At 57.7% G+C, this 19,759-nt stretch carries 14 protein-coding genes and 2 pseudogenes; 10 read left to right on the top strand and 6 right to left on the bottom strand.

From position 1 onward, the window contains the following. The first annotated feature begins 93 nt into the window (after positions 1-93). Together QMX93_RS11440 and QMX93_RS11445 are read left to right on the top strand one after the other, a co-directional pair. Positions 94-2,652 carry a LuxR C-terminal-related transcriptional regulator gene (locus tag QMX93_RS11440; RefSeq protein ID WP_282355813.1) on the top strand — a complete coding sequence of 853 codons (2,559 nt, stop codon included), beginning with the start codon at positions 94-96 and terminating at the stop codon, positions 2,650-2,652. 160 nt (positions 2,653-2,812) lie between these two features. Continuing rightward, positions 2,813-6,322, top strand: coding sequence for a DUF6543 domain-containing protein (locus tag QMX93_RS11445; RefSeq protein WP_282355815.1), 3,510 nt, complete (start codon positions 2,813-2,815; stop codon positions 6,320-6,322). 25 nt (positions 6,323-6,347) lie between these two features. On the opposite strand, the gene QMX93_RS11450 is transcribed toward QMX93_RS11445, so the two are convergent. Further along, positions 6,348-7,145, bottom strand: a complete 798-nt coding sequence (locus QMX93_RS11450) for an IclR family transcriptional regulator (protein ID WP_282355817.1) — start codon at positions 7,143-7,145, stop codon at positions 6,348-6,350. 164 nt (positions 7,146-7,309) lie between these two features. Here QMX93_RS11450 and hmgA point away from each other — a divergent pair, with 164 nt between their 5' ends. From hmgA to QMX93_RS11470, 4 genes are all read left to right on the top strand, one after another. Beyond that, positions 7,310-8,614 (top strand): homogentisate 1,2-dioxygenase, encoded by a 1,305-nt coding sequence (gene hmgA / locus QMX93_RS11455; protein WP_150792373.1) that lies wholly within the window; start codon positions 7,310-7,312, stop codon positions 8,612-8,614. A 3-nt stretch (positions 8,615-8,617) separates the two neighbouring features. Further along, a complete protein-coding gene (gene fahA / locus QMX93_RS11460) occupies positions 8,618-9,922 on the top strand; it encodes a fumarylacetoacetase (protein WP_053117220.1) in 1,305 nt (434 codons plus the stop codon). 12 nt (positions 9,923-9,934) lie between these two features. Then, positions 9,935-10,570 carry a maleylacetoacetate isomerase gene (maiA, locus tag QMX93_RS11465; RefSeq protein WP_282355824.1) on the top strand — a complete coding sequence of 212 codons (636 nt, stop codon included), beginning with the start codon at positions 9,935-9,937 and terminating at the stop codon, positions 10,568-10,570. 91 nt (positions 10,571-10,661) lie between these two features. Continuing rightward, positions 10,662-12,017 carry an aromatic acid/H+ symport family MFS transporter gene (locus tag QMX93_RS11470; protein WP_282355826.1) on the top strand — a complete coding sequence of 452 codons (1,356 nt, stop codon included), beginning with the start codon at positions 10,662-10,664 and terminating at the stop codon, positions 12,015-12,017. 79 nt (positions 12,018-12,096) lie between these two features. Here the strand turns inward: QMX93_RS11470 and QMX93_RS11475 are convergent, their stop codons facing one another. After that, complete coding sequence (locus QMX93_RS11475; protein ID WP_212544045.1) at positions 12,097-12,900, bottom strand: transglutaminase family protein; 804 nt, start codon at positions 12,898-12,900, stop codon at positions 12,097-12,099. Positions 12,901-13,085: 185 nt separating this feature from the next. On the opposite strand from QMX93_RS11475, the gene QMX93_RS11480 reads away from it, so the two are divergent. Continuing rightward, positions 13,086-14,105, top strand: a complete 1,020-nt coding sequence (locus tag QMX93_RS11480; protein WP_053117228.1) for a Glu/Leu/Phe/Val dehydrogenase dimerization domain-containing protein — start codon at positions 13,086-13,088, stop codon at positions 14,103-14,105. Between the two features lie 160 nt (positions 14,106-14,265). On the opposite strand, the pseudogene QMX93_RS11485 reads toward QMX93_RS11480, so the two are convergent. Further along, positions 14,266-14,505: pseudogene (locus QMX93_RS11485) on the bottom strand (YebG family protein); the annotation flags it as partial. A 337-nt stretch (positions 14,506-14,842) separates the two neighbouring features. On the opposite strand from QMX93_RS11485, the gene QMX93_RS11490 reads away from it, so the two are divergent. Further along, positions 14,843-15,343 carry a phosphate-starvation-inducible PsiE family protein gene (locus QMX93_RS11490; protein ID WP_053117232.1) on the top strand — a complete coding sequence of 167 codons (501 nt, stop codon included), beginning with the start codon at positions 14,843-14,845 and terminating at the stop codon, positions 15,341-15,343. Here QMX93_RS11490 and QMX93_RS11495 read toward each other — a convergent pair. Together QMX93_RS11495 and QMX93_RS11500 are read right to left on the bottom strand one after the other, a co-directional pair. Then, positions 15,340-15,657, bottom strand: a complete 318-nt coding sequence (locus tag QMX93_RS11495; RefSeq protein ID WP_282355832.1) for a DUF3509 domain-containing protein — start codon at positions 15,655-15,657, stop codon at positions 15,340-15,342. The genes QMX93_RS11490 and QMX93_RS11495 overlap by 4 nt on opposite strands. 340 nt (positions 15,658-15,997) lie before the next feature. Beyond that, positions 15,998-17,374 carry an L-serine ammonia-lyase gene (locus QMX93_RS11500; protein WP_282355834.1) on the bottom strand — a complete coding sequence of 459 codons (1,377 nt, stop codon included), beginning with the start codon at positions 17,372-17,374 and terminating at the stop codon, positions 15,998-16,000. A 135-nt stretch (positions 17,375-17,509) separates the two neighbouring features. On the opposite strand from QMX93_RS11500, the gene QMX93_RS11505 reads away from it, so the two are divergent. Together QMX93_RS11505 and QMX93_RS11510 are read left to right on the top strand one after the other, a co-directional pair. After that, on the top strand, positions 17,510-18,457 hold the full coding sequence (locus QMX93_RS11505) for a LysR substrate-binding domain-containing protein (protein WP_159812191.1): 948 nt from the start codon (positions 17,510-17,512) through the stop codon (positions 18,455-18,457). A gap of 199 nt (positions 18,458-18,656) precedes the next feature. Then, positions 18,657-19,064, top strand: coding sequence for an HPF/RaiA family ribosome-associated protein (locus QMX93_RS11510; RefSeq protein ID WP_053117239.1), 408 nt, complete (start codon positions 18,657-18,659; stop codon positions 19,062-19,064). A 239-nt stretch (positions 19,065-19,303) separates the two neighbouring features. On the opposite strand, the pseudogene QMX93_RS11515 reads toward QMX93_RS11510, so the two are convergent. After that, positions 19,304-19,671, bottom strand: a pseudogene (locus QMX93_RS11515) (endonuclease domain-containing protein). Positions 19,672-19,759: the final 88 nt, after the last annotated feature.

Raw genomic sequence — 19,759 nt, forward strand, 5'->3', positions numbered from 1 at the left:
TTTTTATGGGCCGCAATCAGCGCGCTGAATACTCGTCAACAAGGTGCCCGGAGCGGGCTAGGGTGAGTGCATAACGATAAGAAGGCTCACTCGATGACCGCCATGACGCCCTGCCTGGATCGCCGCGGATTTCTGCCCAGGCTTTCTTCCCATCATCAGTCGCGTCCGCGTTTGAGCGCGCCGTTGCTCGAATCCGTGGCGCGGGTGCGGCTGGTGTGCGCGCCGGCCGGCAGCGGCAAAAGTGCATTGCTTGCTGAATGTCTGTTTCAGGCGCCGCCGGCGTGCGAGGTGCGGTGGTTGCCTTTGGCCGGCGCAACGCTCAGTCCCGCCGACTTCTGCCAGCGTCTGGCGCAGACCTTGGGACTGCCCGAGCGGGTGGATGAGGCGTGGTTGATCGCGACGCTGGCACGTTGGGCTGAGCCGACCTGGTTGTTTATCGATGACTACTGCCGCCTGCCCGATCCGGAGTTGGACACGTTGCTTGATCGCTTGCTGGCGGTCAGCAGCCCGGCACTCACGTGGTGGATCGGCACGCGCCGACGGCCGCAATGCAACTGGCCGCGTTTGCTGCTCGACGATGAGTTATATGAATCTGAAAGCGTGACCCTCGCCCTGACCCAAGACGAAATCGCCTGTGCGTTGACGCATTTGACGGCAGAGCAGGCCCACAGTGTGGCCGGGCGAATTGTCCAGCGCACTGGCGGCTGGTGCGCCGGGGTGCGCATGGCGCTGCTGCAAAAGTGCGACTGGACGCAAAGTCTGCAGCCGCAGCAACGTGTCGATACGCTGCTGGATTATCTGCAACACGAACTCTTCAGCAGCCTCACGCCGGAGCTGGCCGAGGCCTGGCGGGTGTTGGCACATCTGCCGCGATTCAATGCCGAACTGTGCGAGCACTTGTTCGGTGCCGGCGAGGGTGCGCAACTCTTGCGCACGCTGCAAACGCTGGGCTGCTTTATCGAGCCGTGGCACGAATCGGCTGAATGGCTGCAAGTGTTCCCGCCGCTCGCGCAAGTCATGCGCGAAGAGCAATGGCCGGCGAGCCGTTCCTGGCATCGGCGTGCCTGTCAGTTTTTTACCGTCGGCAAGGATTGGCGTTCGGCGTTCGAGCAGGCGCTGCTCGCAGAAGAATTCGAAGTGGCGGTCAGCCTGTTGCAGCACTTCAGTTTCGAGCATCTTTTTGAAGAGCAGACCGTAGTGTTGTTGCTGCGCTTGCACGAGCAACAGGGCGAAGAATTGATTCTGAGTTCGCCGCAATTGGTTGGACTGTTTACCGGGGCACTGTTATTTGCCGGCCGCTTCGAGCAAGCAGAGCAATGCATTGCGCATATGACGCGATTCCTGCCGCAACCGTCAGTGCAATCCGAGCGGCAATTGATCGCCCGTTGGCAGGCGCAACAGGGTTGGCTCCTGCATTTGCAAGGGCAGATGCAGCCCGCGCAGGAACACTTTCAGCAAGCGCTGGCCGAGCTGGCGCCCGAGACGTGGCCGACCCGACTGCTGTGCCTGTCGGGGCTGACTCAGCAGGCGTTGCTGCGCAGTGAGTTCGACGTGGCGCAAGCGTTCAATCGTGAAGCGTTGTGCCTGGCCCGAGCTCAGGGGGCGTTGCTGTTTGAAGGTTTGCTTGAACTTGATCACGCGCAACTATTGGAGCAAAGAGGCGCTCCGGCAAGGGCCGAAACGCTACTCGCCGGCATTCATGAATTATTGATCCACAGGGCGGAACGGCCAACGCCGCTACTGGGGCGCATCGCTCTGCGCCGCGGAGGATTAGCCCTGTGTATGGGCCAGGCAGAGCGGGCCGCCGAGTTGTTTCATCGGGGTCTGGAAGATTGTTTGCGCAGTCATGACAAACGCGTGCTGTTCGGTTATCTCGGTCAGGCGCGAATCGCTGCGAATCGCGCTGATTATGCCTACGCATTTGAACGCCTGCGTGAAGCCGAACGCTTGATGCAGCAGCGGCACATTCCGGACTCGGTGTACCGCGGTGTGCTGCTGCAGGTCAGCAGTGAGTTGTGGTTGCAGCAGGGGCGTCCGGAATTGGCACACGAGGCGCTGAGTCGGGTGTTATGCCACTATCAACCGCCCAATGCTTTGCAAGCACCTCCGGCGACGGTCGAGTTGATCCCGCGCATCGAATATTTATTGGTGCTGGCCAAAGCATACTTACGCCGCATTGCCGACCCACTTGATCGGCTTCAGTCGATGCTGGACGAAGCCTATCAGCGTGGTGCTGTAACGCTGCAAGTGCAACTGCATTTCGCATTGGCGGAGGTGGCGCTATTACTAAACGAGACTGCCTTGGCCCATCAACATGCAGAGCAGGGCTTGATAGGTGTTCAGCGCTCGAACCTGCAGGCATTGAAACTTCATGCCGCTTTGCGTCAGGCGAAAATCTTTGAGGTAGAAACCCACAGTGAAGTTCTATCCGAACTGGAGGTTGACGCGCAGGTAAGTAGTTTATTGAGTCAGCGCGAACTTCAAGTGTTGATGCTGGTGGCATCAGGTGATTCGAATCAGCAAATTGCTGAAAAGCTTTTTCTTTCATTACATACAGTAAAAACCCATGTGCGGCGGATCTACGGAAAATTAGGTGTGGAGCGCCGAACTCACGCTGTCGCGAAAGCCAGGTTGTTGGGGATTTCAATTTAGTAATAAATGCGAGCCCCTTTGTCTTGGCTGTTGGCAGGGAGGTGCACAAGTTTGGAAAGGTATTGGTGGTATCTATTTTTACGGTTCGGATTAGTTTGTGTTGACAGCGCAGGTAGCAGTTTTCTGCCTGCTAATATCAAACTGGTCGGGATTATTGAATATGGACGTTTTGCAAGCACAAACTGAAAAGTTGACGGAAATAGGCAAGGCGTTGGCCATGTTGCTGGAGGAGTTGAAGCGGGTTCCACGATTCATGGAAGTCGTTCATGATTGCCTCGTCGAAGGGCTTTCGAAAATTGCGCCTGATGCATTGGTAAGCAAAACGTTTATCAACTTTTCCACGGCGTCTAATCCGCAGAAAGCGGAGCCGGTGGGTCGTTTGTCAGATGTGTTTTTAACCTGTTTGCAACGCGGTTACGTACCCATATACGACACGGCGAATTACGCTGTTTATGATTTTGCCGGTACGACCGATCCTCGTGATCGTTTGTCGGGAGTCAGTATTGCCAGCATCGAGGCAATGTTGGGTAGCTTGATTCGCAAGTTCCCTGAATACTATATTTCAATGGCAGGAAAACACTGGGAGTCCAAGTCGGAAGACAGTCCCGGGAGAAACCTGAATTCAGCCTCCAGAAAGTATGAGTTAAGCCTGCTCCAGGCAAAACTTTTCATTCAGGAGATGCAAGCTCAGGTAGTGCTGGGGAGCATTACACCCATCGATCACGCCGCGATTGAATCGAAGATCAGGCCAGGGCTCTGGGGGGCTTGCCATGGCGTATACATTGGGGCACAGGGCGATGCATTCGTTGAGCAACCTTTTTGTTTTGCCGTGCCGCTCAATGCACCGGTCAACGATGAGCTGACCCCGACGAATGATGGTGAGATTGTGTTTTATTCGCCCGCTCGCGGCATCGAGAAGTTCTCATCGTCAGCCGTACTTCATCGTGTGTTGATCAAACGACTGACGTCACCCGAGGGCCGTGAAGAATTTTTGCAGATGCTTTCGCTCAATCACCGAGCCAACTTTCCGGCGGTTCCGGAGGTGCGCTTCATAAAAGTTGAGGGCGAGTTGTTCACGCACTTTACCGATCACATGTTAAAAAACATGTATGCGGATCAGGACTTTCATCTGGATCAGTTAAAGGGCTTGGATTCGGATTTGAACGCAATCGTTGCAGCGGTTGACGCGGTGCAGTCGTTTCCCACTATTGCTCAAATGGCCGCGTCCCGACAGGCGGCTTTGCTCCGCCAGGTGCAGAAGAATGCCAGGCCCGATTGGTTGAAATCAGCCGACTCCTTGAATCAGGAAGTATACGCATCCCTCGAACAGCAATTACTGGAGGCCCAAGTCAAATACCACCAAGCCTGCCGAGGTGTCGGCACGCTGAAAGATTATGCGCGTCTGGCTGTAGAGAATTTTATCTCGCCGGGTGCGGATGAACGTCTGGATCCGGACAGCATTTTCGTGACCACTCGGCACTACGTGAAGTTGGCAAGCGGTAAAAAAATCGAGCTCGCCGAGCGCAAAACACTGACGCAACTATTCATGTATGGCGTTCATGATGAAGCCGGGCAATATGAGTTGATAGTTGAAGGGCTTCACCATAATTCGAAATTGCGCCCGGACAATATCCTGCGGGCCGTCCGCTCAATGAATTTGCGAGTCGCTTACAGTGCTGCTCGCGGTCCGGTTTTCAACGGGATGCAGGTGATTGAGGCCATGCGAGAGTTGCTGGGGCGGCAGACGGCATTGGCGATATTTTCTGCTGTACTTCAGAAACATGTTAATCCCACTGCACAAAATGTGGTGATGCGTTACAACTTTGGCGATCAGTCTTTCGAGACCGCGGCCTTAACACTGAATTCGGTTCAACCATTAATTGGATTAACGATTTATCGAGGCAAAGGTGCGGCTGCCGAGCGAGATACCCATGTCTTGTATGCGCCCGGGTATCCAACCGGACAGGAGTGGTATCAGTTTGCCGGGCTGAAAGAATTACGCTCCCATATACTGCGCTGGATCATGGAGGATGAAGGCTGGGCCTATCTGAGCGTGCAACTGAGCACAATCGACCTGGCAGCCCTGCAAAACAGTTTGATGAAAAATAACTACGGACTTGATCGCTGGATTGATACGTCCAGCATTGGTTTGAAAGTCTGGGTTGAAAGTGGCCCATTGATGGGCGTTGCTAATGCGCTTACGAAGCGTGGATCCAGTCAGGTGGAAGAGACAACGCCGAGCTGGTTCAGTCGGGCCATTGCCCCAGAGCAGAATCTGCTCAATCGGTTAAATACGGATTTCAAAGCGCTCTATGAGTTATCCAAGGACAAGCTGGATATCATTCCGTTTAAAAAATTTTCCCGTGATCTGGTCATGAGGGAGATCAATCAGTACCTCGCTCAGAGGGGGAATTATCCATATATTGACCCGGACAAAGTATGGGTAAATTTTCACGCCGACTCAAAAATCAGCCTGACTGACCTGTTCATTCAATGGCAGCTTTGGCGCAGTGATGTTTCGGTTTTTGAAAAGCTGTTTTATGCCTTGCGACCTGATTTCAAAGTAGCTGGCGACTTAAAGGAACAGCTCCGTACAGCAACCTTCTGGCATGCCGACAAAGAAGGCGTTGTGGCGGGATTGAGCGCAAATGTTGTGAGTTATTTGATCGATTTGATGCCCGGAGAAAAATACGCCGAGTACCTCAGGGCCAGATTTTTGAATGCGCGGGATATTGATCTGCGGGTGGACCTTTATCGCAAACTAAAACAAAACGAAATGCTCAGGGCTGCGCTGACCCAGAAGATGCAAAGAAGCCTGTTGTCACATGAATTTAACTGGTTAAAAGAGTTGATTGACGGGTTGGATAAAGACATCCCTTTGGAAAGTGCCATTGTCGGGGGCAGAACCCCCGGCGTCGGTGTTTACAATTTGACGCTGGAAGGACGGAAGGTCTCTGGCGCTTATGTCTTCAGCCGGCACATTAATGATCGGCTGGAATCGATAATCTATGTGCCGCATACCTTCGATGGGAAAGACTTTTTCCCTGTAAAGGAATTTGCTGCGCGGCTGGCCATTTTCGATTTCAAAATGGATATTTTGAAACTGGTTCGTCTTGAAGACACAACGGTCGTGAAAAACCTCCTGAATAAATACTCACCGAAGCAAGCCGTTAGTACACCAGCGCCGGTTCTGGATAACAGCTATCAGGTATACAGTTTCAAGAGTCAGTATCAAGACATGATTGGCCGATTCCTAGCCGATGTTGACTATCAGACCACCAGCCCCACCGAAGCTTTCTGGCGTGATGCAAGAATCCTCATCGAGTTTGCCGCGGATGTGGTGTCTCTGTTCATTCCCCCTGTTGGCCTGGTAGCTAGCCTGTTGCGCATTACGCGTTCGGTCATTCAAGGCATCGCGGCGGCCAGCCAGGGCGATGAAAAAGCGGCCAATTCGTTTTTCGCCTCCGCCTGGAGGGGGGCGATCTCACTGTACATAGGCAAGGTCGCGGCGGTCGGTGCCCCGGTCAATGCAATTGGTTTGCTGTCCAACATCAAGGACATTTCCGAACTGGTTTCGGCGGCGACCGGTGTTCCGGTGGGTGTTGACTATCTGACGGCGGTCGTTGTGCCCCAACATGATGTTAAGGGCCAAGCTCGCTTGATCGCTTGAAACGCAGATGCCTTTGCCAGTTTCCTCACATGAGCTGACTGGCTGGTTTTTCGAAGCCCATGCGCCAACTCACGGCCCGCGTCGTCGCCAACAAGCGCTGCGCCGCCGGGCCGTTTTCGTCTGCATGGAACAGCGAGGTCGGGCCGACAATCGTGAGCACCGCCGCGACTTGGCCAACCGCATTGAACACCGGCGCGGACAACGCATCCACGCCGGGCATCAGCAAGCCGTGAACATGGTGCAGACCGCGTTCGCGGATCTGTTCGCACAGGGTTGTGTAAGTCTTTTCGTCTTTGAGCGGGTGATCGGCAACGGCGATTTCCTGCTCGCGCAGATCATCGGTTTCCCGATGCGGCAGAAACGCGCTGAACACCAGTCCCGTTGAAGAACTGAGCAGCGGCAGCACCGAGCCCAACTGCGTCACCACCGTCACCGCACGCACCGCCGGTTCGATGTGCACCACGGTTGCACCCTGATTGCCCCACACCGCCAAAAAACAGGTCTCGTTGAGTTCGTCGCGCAGTTCGGCCAACGGCAGGGCGGCGACTTTCAGCACGTCCATACTGTTGAGTGCGGCCAAACCCACACGTAGCGCTTCGCGACCGAGACCGTAATGGTTGGTGGCGGCGTTCTGCTCGGCAAAACCCGAGGCGATCAACGCCTGTAAATAGCGATGTACCTTGCTCGCCGGCATCTGTACGTGTTCGGCCAGACGCGACAGCGAGGTCGACGGTGACAACTCGGCCAAAGCCTTGAGGATGTCGGTGCCGACTTCGGCGGAGCGGACTTTCTGTTTGCCGTTGCTGTCGGTGGTTTTTTCCATGGTGCGGCCGGGTTCCGATACGAATGGGCGTCTTTATAGCTTGACGCTGGATAGCGAGCAAATTACGTTATGCGTAATCGAATTACGATAATAACAACCCCGGCGTGCCGAAACCTCTGAGCCAGAGTGATGGGCCACTGCCGACTCCCTGTTCAGGAGGCTCCATGAACCTCGATTCAACCGCTCAGGCGCTGGCGTATCAGTCCGGTTTCGGCAACGAATTCAGCACTGAAGCGTTGCCCGGCGCGCTGCCCGTCGGCCAGAACTCCCCGCAAAAAGCCCCGTACGGCCTCTACACCGAATTGTTTTCCGGCACAGCGTTCACCATGACCCGCAGTGAAGCGCGGCGCACCTGGATGTACCGGATTCAGCCGTCGGCCAATCACCCGGCGTTCGTCAAACTGGAACGGCAACTGGCCGGTGGGCCGTTGGGCGATGTGACACCGAATCGTCTGCGCTGGAATCCGCTGGAGATCCCGGCCGAGCCGACTGATTTCATCGATGGTCTGGTGAGCATGGTGGCCAACTCCGCCGCCGAAAAACCGTCCGGCATCAGCATTTACAACTACGCCGCCAATCGTTCGATGGAACGCGTGTTCTTCAATGCCGACGGCGAACTGCTGCTAGTGCCGCAACTCGGCCGTCTGCGCATCGCCACTGAATTGGGTGTGCTGGAAGTGGCGCCGCTGGAAATCGTCGTGCTGCCGCGCGGCTTGAAATTCCGCGTTGAACTGCTCGACCCGCAGGCGCGCGGTTATGTCGCCGAGAACCATGGCGCGCCGCTGCGTCTGCCCGATCTGGGGCCGATTGGCAGCAACGGTCTGGCCAATCCGCGCGACTTCCTGACCCCGGTCGCCGCTTACGAAAATCTGCAGCAGCCAACCACGCTGGTGCAGAAATTCCTCGGCCAGTTGTGGGCCACTGAACTCAATCACTCGCCGCTGAACGTGGTCGCCTGGCACGGCAATAACGTGCCGTACAAATACGACCTGCGCCGTTTCAATACGATCGGTACGGTCAGTTTCGATCACCCGGATCCGTCGATCTTCACCGTGCTGACGTCGCCGACCAGCGTGCACGGTCTGGCCAACCTCGACTTCGTGATCTTCCCGCCGCGCTGGATGGTCGCCGAAAACACCTTCCGGCCACCGTGGTTCCACCGCAACCTGATGAACGAATTCATGGGCCTGATCCAGGGTGAATACGACGCCAAGGCTGAAGGCTTCGTGCCCGGCGGTGCGTCGCTGCACAGCTGCATGAGCGCCCACGGCCCGGACGGCGAGACCTGCACCAAGGCGATCAACGCCGAGCTCAAACCGGCGAAAATCGACAACACCATGGCCTTCATGTTCGAGACCAGTCAGGTGCTGCGCCCAAGCCGTTTCGCCCTCGACTGCCCGCAATTGCAATCTACTTACGACGCTTGCTGGGCCACGCTGCCCGCCACGTTCGACCCGACCCGGAGATAACCCATGACGCAGAATTCCATTACCCGCAGCTGGGTCGCTTCAGCCAACGGTCACGCAGATTTCCCGCTGCAGAACTTGCCGCTCGGTGTGTTCAGTATCGACGGTTCGGCGCCGCGCGCAGGCGTGGCGATTGGCGAACAGATTTTTGATCTGCAAGTCGCGCTGGAAGCCGGGCTGTTCGACGGCGCCGCGCGCAGTGCCGTCGAAGCCATGCACGGCGGCCAGTTGAACGCGTTTTTTGAACTCGGTCGCGACGCTCGTGTGGCTCTGCGTGAGCGTTTGCTGGAACTGTTCAGCGAAGGCAGCACGCACCGTGGCAGCATCGAAGCGCAAGGTGCAAAACTGCTGCCACTGGCCGCCGATTGCCAACTGCACCTGCCGGCACGCATCAGCGATTACACCGACTTCTACGTCGGCATCGAGCACGCGCAAAATGTTGGCAAACTGTTCCGTCCGGATAACCCGCTGCTGCCGAACTACAAGCACGTGCCGATCGGTTACCACGGTCGCGCTTCCACCGTACGCGCATCCGGCACTGACGTTCGTCGTCCGAAAGGCCAGACCTTGCCGGCCGGTCAGACCGAGCCAACCTTCGGCCCGTGCGCACGTCTGGACTATGAACTGGAACTGGGCATCTGGATCGGTCAGGGCAACGAGATGGGCGACTCGATCGCCATCGGCGATGCCGCTGATCACATCGCCGGTTTCTGCCTGCTCAACGATTGGTCGGCGCGCGATATCCAGGCGTGGGAATACCAACCGCTGGGCCCGTTCCTGTCGAAGAGCTTCATCACCAGCGTGTCGCCGTGGGTCGTAACAGCAGAAGCGCTGGCGCCATTCCGCACCGCGCAACCGAAGCGTCCGGAGGGTGATCCGCAGCCGCTGCCGTACCTGTTCGATCAACGCGATCAGGACGGCGGTGCTTTCGACATCGAACTGGAAGTGCTGCTGCTCACCGAAGCCATGCGCGAACAGAATCTGCCAGCCCATCGCCTGACCCTGAGCAACACCCGCTACATGTACTGGACTGTCGCGCAAATGGTCGCGCACCACAGCGTCAACGGTTGCCAGTTGCAGGCCGGTGATCTGTTCGGTTCGGGCACCTTGTCCGGCCCGGAAAACGGTCAGTTCGGCAGCCTGCTGGAAATCACCGAGGGCGGTAAAAAACCGATCGAACTGGCCTCCGGCGAAGTGCGCAAATTCCTTGAAGACGGTGACGAAATCATCCTGCGCGCACGTTGCGCCCGTGATGGTTTCGCCTCGATCGGCTTCGGCGAATGCCGTGGCAAAGTGTTGGCGGCGCGCTGACAGGAGCGGTTCATGGATCTCTATACCTACTACCGTTCGACCTCGTCGTACCGCGTACGGATCGCGCTGGCATTGAAGGGCCTCGATTATCAGGCGTTGCCGGTCAATCTGATCGCGCCGTCCGGTGGCGAGCATCGGCAGGCGGCGTATCTGGCGATCAATCCACAAGGCCGAGTGCCGGCCTTGCGCACTGATGAAGGCGAGTTATTGATCCAGTCGCCGGCGATCATCGAGTACCTGGAGGAACGTTATCCACAGGTGCCGTTGTTGCCGGAAGGCCTCGCGGCCCGCGCCCATGTGCGTGCTGTCGCGGCGGTGATCGGTTGCGACGTGCATCCGCTGCACAACGTCAGCGTGCTCAATCGCCTGCGTCAGTTGGGGCATGACGAGCCGCAGGTGGTGGAGTGGATCAGCCACTGGATCGGCCAAGGCTTGGCGACGGTGGAGCAGTTGATTGGTGATAGCGGTTTCTGTTTCGGCGAGTGGCCGTGTGTGGCGGATGTTTACCTGATTCCGCAGTTGTATGCGGCTGAGCGGTTCAATGTGTCGCTGGAGGCTTACCCGCGAATCTGCCGAGTGGCGGCGCTGGCGGCAGACCATCCGGCGTTCATCAAAGCCCATCCCGCGAATCAACCTGACACCCCGTAACCAAAATTGTGACGGATCGTTCCCACGCGGAGCGTGGGAACGATCCGGTTGCCACAGCAAAAAATCATAAAAACAAAACAGGTACCTTGCGATGCACAACCAGATTGCCAGCTTCCGTGCGGCACTCGACGCCCGTCCGGTGTCCCGTTATCAGTGGTTGCTCCTGATCCTGCTCGCCTTGCTGCTCGTCACCGACGGCTACGACGCGCAGGTGCTCGGTTACGTTGTCCCGGCACTGGCTCAGGATTGGGGTCTGGAAAAAGCCGCATTCGGACCTGTTTTTAGCGCCAACCTGCTCGGTTTGACCATTGGTTCGCTGGTGGTCACGCCATTGGCCGACCGCTTCGGCGTGCGACGGATTCTGCTTGCTTGCGTGCTGATCTACGCCACGCTCACCGTGTTGATGGTGTTCGCCGATTCCCTGAATACGCTGATGATCGCGCGTTTTATCTGCGGCATCGGCATGGGCGGCGCGATGCCCAGCGCGATGGCGTTGATGTCGGAATATTCGCCACCACGCTTGCGTACTTTGATGGTGACGCTGGCGGCGTGCGGTTTTTCGTTCGGTGGGGCGGCGGGTGGTTTTGTCGCGGCCGGATTTATCGATCAGTTCGGCTGGCAAGCAGTGTTCCTCGCTGGCGGCGTGACGCCGTTGCTGCTGTTTCCGTTCCTCTGGTGGATGCTGCCGGAGTCGCTGCCGCGTTTGCTGCGTGACGCGCCGCCGTATGCGCGCCTGCGCAAAGTCACCGCGCGAATGTTGCCGGACTGGCAACCGCCAGTGGCGAGCGTCGAGCAGAACGAGCGCGAGCAGGGCAGCAAACTGACCGTGGTCGAATTGTTCCGCAACGGCTACGCGCGACCGACGCTGCTGATTTGGGCGACGTTTTTTGTCAGCCTGATTCTTCTGTATTTCATGATCAGTTGGCTGCCGACGTTGCTGCTGGAAAGTGGCCTGACACTCAACGAAGCCAATCTGGTGACGTCGATGTTCCTGTTCGCCGGCACCCTCGGCGCGATTTGCATGGCGTGGTTTGCCGACCGTTTAAAGCGCAAGGTGCGGCTGTTGTCTGGCGTGTTGGCCGGCGCGGCGCTGTGTACGATTTTGCTTGGCCTTAATCACGACAATCCGCGTTACCTGGTGGCCTGCGTGTTTGCGGCGGGGTTCTGCATCATCGGCGGGCAACTGACGTTGAATGCGTTCGCGAGTAATTTTTATCCGGCGCACGTTCGCGCCACGGGTACTGGTTGGGCATTGGGTGTAGGGCGTTTTGGTTCAATTCTCGGGCCGTTGTTCGGCAGTCTGCTGTTGGCGATGCACATTCCGGTGGCGCAGATTTTCTTCTTCTGCGCGATTCCGGCGGTCATTGCGGCGCTGCTGATCATCCAGGTGCGCTCGCCTTCCGAGGGTGGTTCGGTTGTGGGTGTTGCGGCGGCGGTTAAATCCTGAAGATCAAAAGATCGCAGCCTGCGGCAGCTCCTACATGGGATCATCTGTAGGAGCTGCCGCAGGCTGCGATCTTTTGCTTTTAATGGACGACAGAATTAGGCGGCAAGTGGCTGAGCCGGTCGGTCAGGCGCAAACGCTGGATTGGATCATCGCTCAGCAACAACGCACGCTCCAGATCGAAGCGCTCGGCATTCGGGCAATCCAGCCGCTGATACAAACTCGCCCGCGCCAGATAATCAGCGGCAGCGGCGTCGCCCAGTTCGAGTACCCGTTCAGCGTCGATCAGCGAGGCAATGTAGTCCTCATGGGTCAGGTGCAATTGCCGCAAGTTGCGCGACAGGCGTTGCAGCATCTGCACCGGCGAGGCCGTCAGCAAATGCTCGGCGTTGAGTTTCATGTTCGGCCCGTACTGGCGCTGCAACAACTCGCGACAATCATTCGGATACAGGCGTCGACCGCCGCAGGGATCAAGCAGGTGATCGGCCCCCGGTACTCGCAGCAGAAAGTGCCCGGGGAAGTTGACCCCGACCAGCGGAATCTCCAGACCTTGCGCCAGCTCAAGCGCAATCAACGCCAGCGCCAAAGGCTGACCGCGACGGGTGTGCATGACTTTGGGCAGCATCGCCGCCTGCGGTCGTAGCGGCAAAAAATCATCCTGAGCGAAACCCAGATCGGTCATCCGCCGCAGCAACGGTTGCGCCAGTTCACTGACCGGCAGCATCGGCAGTCCATAGCTCACCCGCTGTTGCAGCTCTTTGAAATCGTGCAGCAGCGCCGCCGGGTCGACGTCTTTTTCGTGCTCGGCAGCAATCCACAACGCGGCTTCTAACAGCGCGGGCGGTGAACGGTGCAGGCACTCGAAAAATCGTTGACGCGGACTCATCGCAATCTCCCTCGAATGCCTCGTTTTAGCCCCGTCAGTGCTATTCGTCCAGTGGCGGATTTTGCAGCGATTGAGTTATGCCGCAAAACATCTGACTTCGAGGCCGCTTATTCCGGTGCGCTCCAGCAATTTTCAGGCGCAAGCCTATACTGGCGTTCTACAAGAAGTGATTCGGGAGCCCAACAATGTTTGCGCTCATGCAAAGCACTCGCCTGGATTCGCTGCACCTTAGCGTCGACCCGGTTTCCGGGTTGAAGGCGGTCATTGCCATCCATAACAGTCGCCTCGGGCCAGCCTTGGGCGGGTGTCGTTACCTTGCCTATCCGAATGATGAATCAGCCATCGAGGACGCCATCCGTCTGGCTCAGGGCATGAGCTACAAAGCCGCGCTGGCGGGATTGCCGCAGGGCGGTGGCGTTGCGGTGATCGTGCGGCCGGCGCATGTGGAAAATCGTGCGGCGCTGTTCGAGGCGTTCGGTCGCTGCATCGATCAGCTTGATGGCCGTTACATCACCGCCATCGACAGCGGCACCTCAGTGGCGGACATGGATTGCATCGCTCAACAAACCCAACACGTCACCAGCACCACCTCGGCGGGCGATCCGGCCCCGCATGCGGCAATGGGCGTATTCGCCGGCATTCGCGCGACCGCCATGGCGCGGCTGGGCAGCGATAATCTTGAAGGTTTGCGCGTGGCGATTCAGGGTTTGGGCAATGTCGGGTATGCGCTGGCGGAGCAACTACACGCGGCGGGTGCCGAATTGCTGGTCAGTGACATTGATCACGGCAAGGTGCAATTGGCGATGGAGCAACTCAACGCGCATCCGATTGCCAACGATGCGTTGCTCAGTACGCCGTGCGACATTCTTGCGCCGTGTGGGCTGGGCGGGGTGCTCAACAGTCACACCGTCACACAATTGCGTTGCTCGGCGGTGGCGGGCTCGGCGAACAATCAACTGACACATCTGGACGTGGCTGATCAATTGGAACGGCGCGGAATTCTTTATGCGCCGGATTATGTGATCAATGCCGGTGGGCTGATTTATGTTTCGTTGAAACATCGCGGCGAAGAGTTGCCGACAATTACCGCGCATCTGTCGAAAATCAGTTCGCGGCTGACGGAAGTGTTTGCTCATGCGCAGGCGGAGAAGCGTTCGCCAGCGCGGGTGGCGGATGAGTTGGCGGAGCGGGTTTTGTATCGGTGATGGGGGGAAGATCAAAAGATCGCAGCCTTCGGCAGCTCCTGCAGGGGCTGCGATCCTTTGTTGATTACTTCGGGGCCTTTGCCGCTTTCGCAGGCTTGGCCGGCGCTTCAGCGACTTCCACCACTTCAGCGTTCTCGACAGGCTCGGCCGGTGCGTTGATCAGCTCCGACAGTGCGTCAGGCTGGCTCTTGAACGCCCGGGCGAACACATCGCGATTCTTCGCCATGTAGATCCCGGCTTCTTCCACTTGCTGTTCAGTCAGGGACGGAACGGCTTTTTGCAGGACATCGGCCAGATATTCGGCCAGTTCGAGCATTTTGTCATGACGGTCAGCTTCGGCTTTATCCATGAACAAGCGCTCCAGATCTCGGCTGCTGCGGTATACCACTTCGACGGCCATTCACCACCTCACATGCCTTCACATTAAGTTGTCTTGACGACTACTGTATCCATATACAGCGAAAAGGATAAGCGAATCCCTGCGCCATGGGTAGTGGGATTTTAATGTAGACCGGATTTAGGGTTTGGCAGTGGGATCGTGTTGGGGCCATTCGCGAGCAGGCTCGCTCCCACAGGGATCGTGCAAACCCGAGGCCTGCGACCAAACGCCACGGCGCGGGTTTGGTGATGGCTCGCCATGATGGCGTGGCCTCTTTTCTGCATGAAAACCGTTACGTGCAGAAAACCGTCACGTCCAACGCGCATCATCCGCTCGCATCGAGCTAAGGAACATCATCGTGAAAATAAACTGGGCCGAGAAACTGCGGCAAAACGTGCATCAACTGGCCGAGTCCCTGGGCAACCTGTTCGTCGAAACCTTCCACTATCTGGCGCTGTTTGCCATCGGTGCGGTGACGGCATACGCGGCGGTGATGGAGTTTCTCGGGATGCTCGAGGAGGGCCACATCAAGATTGATGACATTCTGTTGCTGTTCATCTATCTCGAATTGGGCGCGATGGTCGGGATTTATTTCAAGACCAACCACATGCCGGTGCGCTTCCTGATCTACGTGGCGATCACCGCGCTGACGCGCCTGTTGATCTCCAACGTCTCGCACCACAACCCGCCGGACATGGGCATCATCTACCTGTGCGGCGGGATTCTGCTGCTGGCGTTGGCGATTCTGGTGGTGCGTTACGCCTCGTCACAATTTCCCTCGGTGAAAATCGAGAAACCACAGCGCACCCTCGGTACAGGTTCCAGCGAGCATCCCGAGGTCGAGAAGGGCGAGCTTTAAAGTCCGGCCGCTGGTCGGGGCTGATCAATGATTTTTTGCGGTGGCGGGGTCAGTCCTTCGCCGCTGGTCATCGATTCGAGGATCGCCATGGCGCTGTGGCCCTGTTCGATGGCGATGCCGAATTGAATGCTCTGCACCAGCCGTTTAAGGCGTGCGGGATCGTTGCGTTGTTCGGCGCTGATCATGCGTTTGGCCACGATCCGGCCGTTGTTGGACAGGGTCAGCATAATGCTGCCGTCCAGCCCTTGAATGCTCAGGTTGATCTGATAGTCCGGCGCAAAGGCATCGGTAATGATCTGAAATGGATTGTCCATGATGCGTCACCGCCTGATTGAACGTGCAGTTGTTGACCGGCCGTGATCGGGTTGGTTCGCCAGACCTGATCACCGGCCATTCCGTGGCCATTCGCGAATTGCTCGTGTAGGAGCTGCCGCAGGCTGCGATCTTTTGATCTTCGTTGTTTTGATTTCAGTCATGAAGATCAAAAGATCGCAGCCTTCGGCAGCTCCTACGGGGAGTTTGCAAGGGACATGCCGGAAAAATTGTCGAACAATGAACACGGCGATAAAAAAGGCGAGCCACGGGGCTCGCCTTTTTTTATCGCGCGGTTTCAGGGCAGAACTGCGCAGATGACCGCTGACAGTGCAATCGGGATTAGCACTCCACCCAGTTCACCGCCAGGCCGCCGCGCGACGTTTCCTTGTACTTGTCGTGCATGTCGGCGCCGGTATCGCGCATGGTGCGGATGACCCGATCCAGGGAGATGAAGTGATTGCCGTCGCCGCGCAGGGCCATTTGCGTGGCATTGATCGCTTTCACCGCCGCGATCGCGTTGCGCTCGATGCACGGCACTTGCACCAGCCCGCCGACCGGGTCGCAGGTCAGGCCGAGGTTGTGTTCCAGACCGATTTCGGCGGCGTTTTCCAATTGCTCCGGAGTGGCGCCGAGCACGTCAGCCAGACCCGCAGCGGCCATTGCGCAGGCCGAGCCGACTTCGCCCTGACAACCCACTTCGGCGCCGGAGATCGAGGCATTTTTCTTACACAAAATACCGACGGCGGCCGCGCCGAGAAAGAACGCGACAACATCGTCGTCAGACGCGTCCGGATTGAATTTCATGTAGTAGTGCAGAACGGCCGGAATGATCCCCGCAGCGCCGTTGGTCGGTGCAGTAACCATGCGTCCGCCTGCAGCGTTTTCTTCGTTCACCGCGAGGGCGAACAAATTCACCCATTCCATCGCCGACAAGGTCGAGCTGATCACATTCGGTTTGCCGATTTCCAACAAGCTGCGGTGCAATTTCGCCGCTCGACGCGGCACATTGAGACCGCCGGGCAGAATGCCTTCATGGCGCAAACCTTGTTCGACGCACTCCCGCATCACCGACCAGATGTGCAACAAGCCCTGACGGATTTCGGCGTCGCTGCGCCAGGCGCGCTCGTTGGCCATCATCAGCTCGGACACCCGCAAGCCATGCTTTTTGCACAACGACAGCAGTTCGGCGGCGCTGGAAAAATCGTACGGCAGCACCACGTCGCCGGCCGGGGCGACACCCGACTCGGCTTCCGCCGCTTCGACGATGAAACCACCACCGACCGAGTAGTACGTTTGCTCAAGCAGCACGTTGGTTTCGCCGAAAGCTGTCAGCGACATGGCGTTGGGGTGGTAGGGCAGGCTCTCGTCGAGCAGTAGGAGATCTTCCTGCCAGTTGAAGGCAATCGCGCGTTGACCGGCGAGGGACAGTTGGCCTGACTCACGCAATTGCTGGATGCGCGGGTCGATGGTCGACGGATCAATGCTGTCCGGCCATTCGCCCATCAGGCCCATGACCGTGGCGCGATCGGTGGCGTGACCGACGCCAGTAGCGGAAAGCGAGCCGTACAGGCGGATTTCCACGCGCCGCACATCATTGAGTAACCGCTGGTCGATCAGCGCCTGAGCGAAGGTCGCGGCGGCGCGCATCGGGCCGACGGTGTGGGAACTGGACGGGCCGATGCCGACTTTGAAAAGATCGAAAACACTGATAGCCATACTAAAGCCTTGCAAGTCATGGAGTAGGAATCGCCGCCATTTTTTGTAGGCCAAGCGCAATGTCGGCGATACTGCCTCTCTCGGTCTGACGTGACCAACGAAACTTCCTAAGACAGCCTTTAGCAGGACTAAACGATGAGTCGTCAATTGCACGCACAGACCTATGTCTGGCTGCAGGTGTTTTCCTGTGCCGCGCGGCACCTGTCATTCACCCGGTGCGCGGAAGAGCTGCACATCACCCCGGGCGCGGTCAGCCAGCAAATCCGCCAACTGGAAGAGCGCCTCGGCTTTCGTCTGTTTCACCGGCGTGCGCGGGGCGTGGAGTTGAGCGCGGAAGGGCAGCGGCTGGCGATCACGGTCAACGAGGCGTACGGCAGCATCGATGCGGAATTGCGTCGACTCGATGCCGGGATGATCAGCGGCACGCTGCGGGTACGCTCGATTCCATCGTTTCTGAGCAAATGGCTGACGCCACGCTTGCCGCGCCTGCAACAGCGTTTTCCGGATATTCAGTTGCGACTGGTGGCGGAGGACAGCAGCGTGCCGTTGCACGAAGGCGATTTCGATCTGGCGATCGATCTCAACGACGGCAGCTATCCGGGATTGTTATCCACAGCCTTGCTCGATGAGCAGATTTTCCCGGTGTGCGCGCCGAGCCTGCTACGCGGTCGCCCACCGCTGCACGGGCCGGCGGATCTGGGGCATTTCCCGCTGCTGCACGACATCACCGCTTGGCGCGGCAGTTATGAATATGCGGAGTGGGAGTTTTATCTCAACGCGATCGGCTTCGAAGGCGCCGACGTACGGCGTGGGCACACCTTCAACCGCAATCACCTGACCATCGAAGCGGCGATTGCCGGCATGGGTGTGGCGATTGCCCGGCGCACATTGCTTAACGATGAACTGGAGCGGGGCGCGTTGATCGTGCCGTTCGGCTTGTCGGTGCCCAATCACAAACGTTACGTGTTGCTCTATGCGCCAGGGGCGCTGAGCCATCCGGGCGTGCGTGCGGTGCATGATTGGCTGGTAGAAGAGGCTGGGATTTTTCGCAGCTTGCACCCGTTGAACGACGGGCAATTGTGAGCAGATTTTGCCGGGTTGCGAGGCGACCCAACTCCCGACCTTACCAGCGCTTTACTCGGTTGTCCGGCTTTTTTTGCGAATGAATATTTATCTTTTCTCAGGGGTTGAAATGTTCGGCAGTCGGGCCGATTGTTGTAACCAAGGGGTCAGGAAATTCAATTCAGGCCCCTCGCGAGCTAGCTGAAATAAGGGATGAACTATGCAAATCCAAGTCAACAGCGATAACCATGTTCAAGGCAGTAAACGACTGGAGGAGTGGGTACGTACAACCATTGAGAGCACGCTCGACCGTTATGAGGAAGACCTGACCCGTGTCGAAGTCCATCTGAGCGACGAGAACGGTGACAAACCAGGACCGCATGACATGCGCTGCCAACTGGAAGCGCGGCCAAAAGGCCATCAACCGATTTCCGTGACCCACAAAGCCGATTCGCTGGAACAGGCGATCGACGGCGCTGCCGAAAAACTCGAGCACGCCCTGGAGCACCTCTTCGGCAAACTGCGAGGTAAACCACGCGCCGCTGTAGTGCCCTTCACCGGCAAGGCCAACGACAAGCTGTTGGCGGAAGAATTTGACGAGAACGAACAGGCAGCGATCAACAGTTGATGCGCTGATTTTATAAGCCAACCTGATGAGAACGGGCCTGCGGAAGCAGGCCCGTTTTTTTTGTAGCAGGACAGCCCCTCACCCCAGCCCTCTCCCAGAGGGAGAGGGGGCCGACCGAGGTGTCTTGCGGGGTACATCGACCTGAAAGACCGCGTTGATTATGGATTCGGCAAAGCAGAATCAGGTCGGCGTGACTCGCAAGCATCCCCCAATCAGTCCCCTCTCCCTCCGGGAGAGGGTTAGGGTGAGGGCAATTTTCGAGCTGCCGCTATTCGTATGATCTGCTCCAGTACGGCATCCATCTGCTGAAGTACCTCCAGATTGCTGAACCGTACGACCTCAATGCCTTGCAGGTACAAATAGAGAGTTCGCGCTGGTCATGAATCAATCCCGACGTTTCAAAGTGCTGCCCACCGTCCAGCTCAATCGCCAATTTCAGCTCAGCACAGTAAAAATCCAGCACGTAAGGCGGGCAGGGAAACTGTCGGCGGAATTTAAGATTGGCGATCTGGCGGGAGCGTAATCTCTGCCAGAGCAGGAGTTCGCAGTCGGTTTGCTGGGCGCGTAACTGGCGGGAGAACTGGACGAGGGTGGGGCGGGTTTGCATGCTTCACGATCCTTGTGAAGTTGATTTGATATTTCACTGTAGCCGAGAACCCTCACCCCAGCGCTCTCCCAGAGGGAGAGGGGGCCGA

Origin of the sequence: Pseudomonas sp. PS01303 (genome assembly GCF_029959385.1) — a bacterium.
GTDB classification, from domain to species: domain Bacteria; phylum Pseudomonadota; class Gammaproteobacteria; order Pseudomonadales; family Pseudomonadaceae; genus Aquipseudomonas; species Aquipseudomonas rustica.